Source organism: Psychroserpens mesophilus (assembly GCF_050617655.1).
Classification (GTDB): Bacteria; Bacteroidota; Bacteroidia; order Flavobacteriales; family Flavobacteriaceae; genus Psychroserpens; species Psychroserpens mesophilus_A.
On the sequence record NZ_JBODQC010000512.1, the window covers coordinates 1 to 235 of the forward strand.

The following is a 235-nucleotide window of genomic DNA, read 5'->3' on the forward strand; positions in this document are numbered from 1 at the left end:
GGTCCAGTTCAACGACGGGATGCATTGAGTCTCCTTTCCAAGGAACGGCTCCAGCGCGACAGCGGGTAGCACATGAGGAAGTACAGGACGGCGGCGCAGCCGAAATAGACGAAGGGCTGGAAGGTCGAGTTGTTGAGGATCTTGGCGTTGTAGGCCAGCTCCGGATAGCCGATCACCAGCGAGGCGATCGAGGTGTTCTTGATGATCTGCACCAGGAAGCCGACGGTGGGCGGGG

The 235-nt window shown here is 60.0% G+C and carries 1 pseudogene; it reads right to left on the reverse strand.

What is annotated here, in order from left to right:
* Window positions 1-8: 8 nt before the first annotated feature.
* Window positions 9-235: pseudogene (locus ACRHNM_RS18200) on the reverse strand (hypothetical protein); the annotation flags it as partial.